This is a genomic window from Halorubrum sp. Ea8 (assembly GCF_002252925.1).
Taxonomy (GTDB): domain Archaea; phylum Halobacteriota; class Halobacteria; order Halobacteriales; family Haloferacaceae; genus Halorubrum.
Window position 1 is genome coordinate 1 of the sequence record NZ_NHPF01000031.1, and the last position, 5564, is coordinate 5564.

The 5564-nt window shown below is 56.5% G+C and carries 4 protein-coding genes and 2 pseudogenes; 4 read left to right on the forward strand and 2 right to left on the reverse strand.

Annotation, left to right across the window (positions count from 1 at the left end; all coding sequences use genetic code 11):
• Window positions 1–470: pseudogene (locus tag DJ74_RS19975) on the forward strand (MFS transporter); the annotation flags it as partial.
• Between the two features lie 191 nt (window positions 471–661).
• Here the strand turns inward: DJ74_RS19975 and DJ74_RS02365 are convergent.
• A complete protein-coding gene (locus tag DJ74_RS02365; RefSeq protein WP_094522944.1) occupies window positions 662–973 on the reverse strand; it encodes a hypothetical protein in 312 nt (103 codons plus the stop codon).
• A 900-nt stretch (window positions 974–1873) separates the two neighbouring features.
• Window positions 1874–2872, reverse strand: a complete 999-nt coding sequence (locus DJ74_RS02370; RefSeq protein WP_094526184.1) for an alpha/beta hydrolase — start codon at window positions 2870–2872, stop codon at window positions 1874–1876.
• Between the two features lie 765 nt (window positions 2873–3637).
• On the opposite strand from DJ74_RS02370, the gene DJ74_RS18545 reads away from it, so the two are divergent.
• The 3 genes and pseudogenes from DJ74_RS18545 to DJ74_RS19980 all read left to right on the forward strand — a co-directional run bounded on the left by DJ74_RS18545 (window position 3638) and on the right by DJ74_RS19980 (window position 5461).
• Window positions 3638–4465, forward strand: coding sequence for a hypothetical protein (locus DJ74_RS18545; RefSeq protein ID WP_141212658.1), 828 nt, complete (start codon window positions 3638–3640; stop codon window positions 4463–4465).
• Window positions 4466–4764: 299 nt separating this feature from the next.
• The gene (locus tag DJ74_RS02380) at window positions 4765–5124 is read left to right on the forward strand and encodes a helix-turn-helix domain-containing protein (RefSeq protein ID WP_094526188.1); all 360 of its coding nucleotides are present in this window, start codon (window positions 4765–4767) and stop codon (window positions 5122–5124) included.
• Window positions 5121–5461, forward strand: a pseudogene (locus tag DJ74_RS19980) (hypothetical protein). Before DJ74_RS02380 ends, DJ74_RS19980 begins: the two are co-directional and overlap by 4 nt.
• The last annotated feature ends 103 nt before the right edge of the window (window positions 5462–5564 follow it).

The window sequence follows — 5564 nt, forward strand, 5'->3', positions numbered from 1 at the left end:
CGCGTTTGGACGGTCGGCGTGCTCGGGTTTCTCGGGTACGCGCTGTATCTGTTCGTGAACAGTTGGGCGCCGTCGTATCTCACGGAGGACTTGCAGTTGTCGTTGGAGTTGAGTGGTGCGCTCGTCGCGCTGTTTCCGGCTGTGGGTGTGGTTTCTCGGGTGACTGGCGGCGTGCTTTCGGATATCTNNTTCCTGTTGTGGTCGCGGCGCTGCTTGTTGCCGGGTTCGCGATCCAGTTGTGTCTCGGACTGGTGTTCGCGTACGTCCGTGAACTGGTTGCGCCGGCTGTCGCCGCGACGGCTGTGGCGTTCCTCACGAGCGTTGGCCTTGCAGGGGCGTTTCTCGCGCCGATCGCTGCGGGGCGGCTCATCGAAGCGTCGAACTACGAGACGGCGTTTCTCGTCGCTGGCGTCCTCGGAGTGCTGGGAACGCTCTTGGCGTGGTTCGCGCCGGAGTCAGAGACGGCGTAACCACGATCACCTGTAGCGTGACGGTGAGGGTGGCTGGATATCGTCGGTCCTGCCGATCGTGGCGTGACCGACCTTGTCGGGGTTCTCGGCTCGGGGTCGCGGAACTGCGAGTGCTACGCTGTTGCTGGTCACCCTGAGAACGTGAGTCCTTGCAGGTTTCGTGTCGGGTATGCCCGGGGCAGTGCGGGTGCTCACACTTCACGGTGCGTGTCGCTACAGTCGGCGTACGCGAGCTCCTGCATCCACGCGTCGGCGTGATCGTGTGTCACGTCCGTCGTGTACCGGTTCTCGGTGTCCCACACGTATCGGTAGAACTGGTCCATCCGGTAAATGCGGTTTTGCACGGTGGTTTCGGCGTACCCGTTCGCTTTCTTCGAGCCGATGCCGAACGCGAGCAACCACTTGATCGCGGCTTCGCGTTCGGTCCGGTAATCGACGCGTTGCCGCTGGGAGAGCCGCTCGGCGGTCGGTTCCGGGACGACGGCGAACTCGCTCAGATCCATCGCTGGACCCTCCGTGAGCGTCCTGCGAGTCGGATTGCAGGGCAAATGTTTCTAATCGCTGTACTGCGTCGGGGTGTCCCGACAGCCAGCGTCACAGTAGTGGTGAGCCACTTGGGTTTTGATCAGTCCACGGGCTCGAAATCGCAGGACGACGACGGCAAAAGGATGCTCCGGCGGGGATTTGAACCCCGGTCATTGCCTCGAGAGTCCGTCCTGACCACCAGTGCGGTCAAACGGATTCTTTCCCTCCACTTTCGGCGAAACGCCCGATTTCGTCCCGTTCAGATCGAAATTACAGTCAGGAGTATATAAAAACCCGCGAGTTTGCCCCTAAGGCAAATCCGACTCGCATAGCCGAGTCTTCCTTTGAGTCACGCTGCCTTTCACAGGCAGAGAGACTCGAAGAAGCGAGCGATACATGACTCAAAGGTCGTCGTTGTCCTCTCGGCTAACTCGCTCATGGGGGATCATTTCTCGCTGTGTTCGCTGGTGAAAGGGTTCTGGTGAACTCATTAGGGAGTGTTGTGTTCGTCTCGCCCTGTAGTCAGTGTAGGCTAAGGATGTAATGTGGGAACCTCGAACTATCCAGCTGCTGGCAAGATCGTTGTGCAGGATGTAGAGGATATAGTCAGCACGAGAACTTCGTTATTTTCTCCAAACAAATCCTGAATCAGCTGATAGAATGTGCCTGCGTATCTTGCACAGAGAGCTTAAGGAAGATCGCCTGTTCGGAGCGGTCAATACGGACGAAGTATCTCCTAAGTGGTTAGGGGAAATAAGCGGAAAGCCAATACGTGAAGAACATGGAACAATAGCCCTCCGTCAGCAATAATGACCGATACGACACAGCAACGGGGGTAGAGTGACGCAGTGCTCAAAAGCTGTAAAAGACGCTAAAGACTAGTCTGTTAATGTTTGTCGGAGCGCGTTAAATCGTGTCTCCCATGTCGTTTGGGTGAGCTTCGTCTCTGGTGCGAATATGTCGTATCCGTGGAACCCTCCCGACCACAAGTGATACTCAGTTTGGACACCACTCGCGGCGAGTCGTTGAGCATACGTGGTCGTTTCATCACGGAATGCATCGTGGGTCTCGACATCGAGGAAGGTCGGTGGCAGACCCGACAGGTCGGTTGCGCGGGCTGGTGCAGCGTAATGCGGAATATCGTCCGATCCGCTTCGATCGCCGAGATATGCGTCCCACCCCGCGATATTCATGTCACGATCCCAGATGCCGATGTCGGTAACCTGCTTGCTGGATACCGTTTCGTTCCGATCATCTATCATTGGATAGATCAGCATCTGGTAGCACAATTCCGGTCCCCCCTCATCGCGTGCGCGGAGAGTTACTCCAGCAGCGAGGCCACCGCCGGCACTGGGGCCAGCAATCGCAATTCGTGAGTCGTCAACGTCCAGTTCTGCCGCGTTCTCACTAACCCAATTCAATCCTGCGTAGCAGTCATCCACCGGTGTCGGATACGGGTGTTCAGGAGCGAGTCGGTAGTCCGGTGCGACGACAACACAGTCCAGTTCATCGACGAACCGATGGGCGACCGCATCTTCCTCTTCGGCGCTTCCGATGACCATGCCTCCGCCGTGAATCCAATAGACGCATGGATGCGGACCGGTCGAGTCGATTGGACTGTGGACACGTAGTCGGAGTTCCTCTCCTTTTTCGGGACCTGGAACGGAGATCTCCTCGGTTTGGACCGTTTCGAGTGTCTCTTCGTCATCGGCCATCATTTCCATTACGTCCGCAAATCGCTCTCGGGAAGCGGGTAGGTCGTCGAAGTCAAGCAGACTTTTGGGAAAATACTCCTCGGGTATCTCGTCAAGCACGGCAGCGCATTCCGGATCAAGCGGAGGCAGTTCGTGTTCGGGGTCGCTGGTTTGCTTACTCATGGGTTATGTGGGTCGCGTGCAACGCGTTGCATCGGTTCTGGCCAAATGCGAAGTATTCTCACACACGACAATACCCGAATGGTATCCATTATTAATAAATGTTAATTATATATCAGGTATCTTTGTTTCGGACAAATCTTGTTGAGGAACATCACCAACGGACCTTTCCTCCAGAATACTCCCGAGATCGGAGACGCCACGCTTGCCGTGTCTGTACGCTCCAAGCATCTGCTCTTGCAGATCCAGATGCGTAGAATCAGAGAAGAGATGAGACATGATCGCAGGATCGCTACGCGATTGATTTTAAGGAACTTCAGTGGTTTCGCTAAGTCTGTTCTTGACGACGTCCATAGGCGGGCCTCTGCGCTAAGTCGTTCACCTGTACTGAGCGATCCGGCCTGACCGAATCCGAGAGGAACTTAGTACGAGACTCGCGCCCTCTATTTAGCAACGCTCTCGCCGGCTCCTCGACAACTGTCAGTAACTGCGTGACCGATACAGAGGCTCTATTCGACAGCACGGTATCAACAGGATACTAAAACACTGATAGGAAATTTTGTCTCAATAAAACCAGCATTCGTGTTATGACAACCAACTTACGGGCACAATTCTAAGTCACCTTACAGACCGAAACACGACCATGCGCACCCCGATCGAAACGAACCACTACTACGGTAACGCCCACGAGACCATTTCCCCCGATAGGATTCCAGACTGGTTCCACGCCAGTTGGTAAGCATGCGTCGCGGACTTCCCGTCCTCGCGATGATCGTTTTCGCTGGTTGTCTCAGTGGAGTCGGTCCTACGTCCACTTCTGGTCCTCCCGATACCGACTGGGCTTCCGGTGACAGTATCAACACGACCGCACTCACAGAACAGCACTTCCAGACCCTCCGTGAGGGCGGTAGCTTCACCACAAATCACAGCGAGACCGTCCGGGTTGACGGCGAAGCCCACCCGGTAGGGCCACGACCAGAGGGGTATTACCCTCCGACGTTCGCTCGCAAGCAGGTCGATCTCGATAAAGGGCGTTACCTCGACACGTACGTCACGGAAGGACACCGGCAGAGCAATCATTTCATTACGCCCGACGTGACTGCCACGCGGCGCAAGCAGTGCCCAGACTGTGACTACGAATATTCGTCCCAACAACGTCCAGACGTGGATACGCGGTCAGAGCGTATCGACCGCTTCAGGACCGAGGAGACTGTGACGCAGCTCGCTCGCTTCCTTCGCGGTGGGACCGCCGGATTCAATTATTCGTACGTTGAGACGGTTGAGCGCGGCGGCGAAACGCTGTACCGGTATCGAGCTGAGCAGAGCCTCGAGACTGCGCCCCCACCGTTCTCTGCGCCCCCGAACGGAACGGCCACGATACTGGTGACAGGTGAGGGCGTCATCCATCAGTTCGAACTCCAGTACGCCGGCCCTGCTACGGTGACGGTCGACGGCGAGGAACAGACAGTCAACGTCACCCACACATTCATTCGGACGTACACGGATGTCGGCGAGACGACCATCGAGCGCCCGTCATGGGTTGACCGCGCCACGAACCACAGCTCGTTGAAGAAGACCGAAACAGACGACCAGTAAACGACTTATCCAGTGGGTGCTGTCCCGTAATAGCTGGTTTTCTAGACTCTATTTTGCAGTCCACTATTCTTCTGGGCAAGATACGGGCGCGTATCTTGTACCGCCGAATCTATCTACCTAAGAGTTGTCAGAAGCAGCGTGCAAGACTTATAGGGTGTGCAGCACGGTTACTGATATATCTCGTTCATATAGTTTTAACAGATTGAGCAGTGGCTGGTTTATTTTCCCAGCATATGCGTAGCCAGACTGATCAAAAATACGTCAATACAACTAATACATTCGACGACAAAAGGATACATATGCCTATCGACATTGAGACGTTTGAATCCGCCCCTGAAGACCGACTCCAGCAGAGCGGAGAGACGAACGCCGACCGCGTGATGCGGTTCCTCGCCACTCATCCCGATCAGGCGTTCACCCAGAGCGAGATTCGAGAGGCAACTGGCGTGAAAGCCGGCAGTATCAGCGTCGTCCTCTCGCGTCTCGAAGACCGTGGACTCGTCCGCCACAAAGGCAACTACTGGGCACTCGGCGAGGCCGACGATGTGGCCGCCTACACGAGTATGGTTGAGAGCACGCGCACCTCGAACGACCGCTTCGGTGAGGAGAACATGGAGGAGTGGCTGAAGCACGCCGTCGACGACGAGGAGACTGACTGAGCTATCAGTGCGGCGATGTCGTCTGAGGGCCGGATCCGTTCAAGTCGGGTGAGAACCCGCGGCCGTGGCTGATTTTGAACAACGAGACTCATCCGTTCGGCGACGAGGAGTACATGACGGTCACGCTGACAACGACGCCCCACGATGAGGGCATCCCCTTGACGACGGCGACTGGGTCGACGGCGGGATGCCCCGCCAGAGTTACGCCTCACCGTGGACAGTAGCGTCGCCGAAGCACGCGGCGATTGTTCGGCGGCAGGGTCGCCTCAGCGAGTCGTTCGTCCAGACCGTCGTCGACGCGCTCGAAACCTATCTCGAACCACCGACCGAGGAATGACCGATACGCGCTGTAGGCCTTGTTTAGACGCTCGAATTCACGTGGTTCAGGCGGTGAGAGACTGCTCGATGTTTCTGATGGCGGCCTTTAGGACGATCTCTCG

Bases quoted from the DNA above. Each gene is read 5' to 3' on its own strand.
- DJ74_RS02380 (WP_094526188.1), top strand. From the start codon at position 4,765: ATGCCTATCGACATTGAGACGTTTGAATCCGCCCCTGAAGACCGACTC.
- DJ74_RS02370 (WP_094526184.1), bottom strand. From the start codon at position 2,872: ATGAGTAAGCAAACCAGCGACCCCGAACACGAACTGCCTCCGCTTGAT.
- DJ74_RS02365 (WP_094522944.1), bottom strand. From the start codon at position 973: ATGGATCTGAGCGAGTTCGCCGTCGTCCCGGAACCGACCGCCGAGCGG.
- DJ74_RS18545 (WP_141212658.1), top strand. From the start codon at position 3,638: ATGATCGTTTTCGCTGGTTGTCTCAGTGGAGTCGGTCCTACGTCCACT.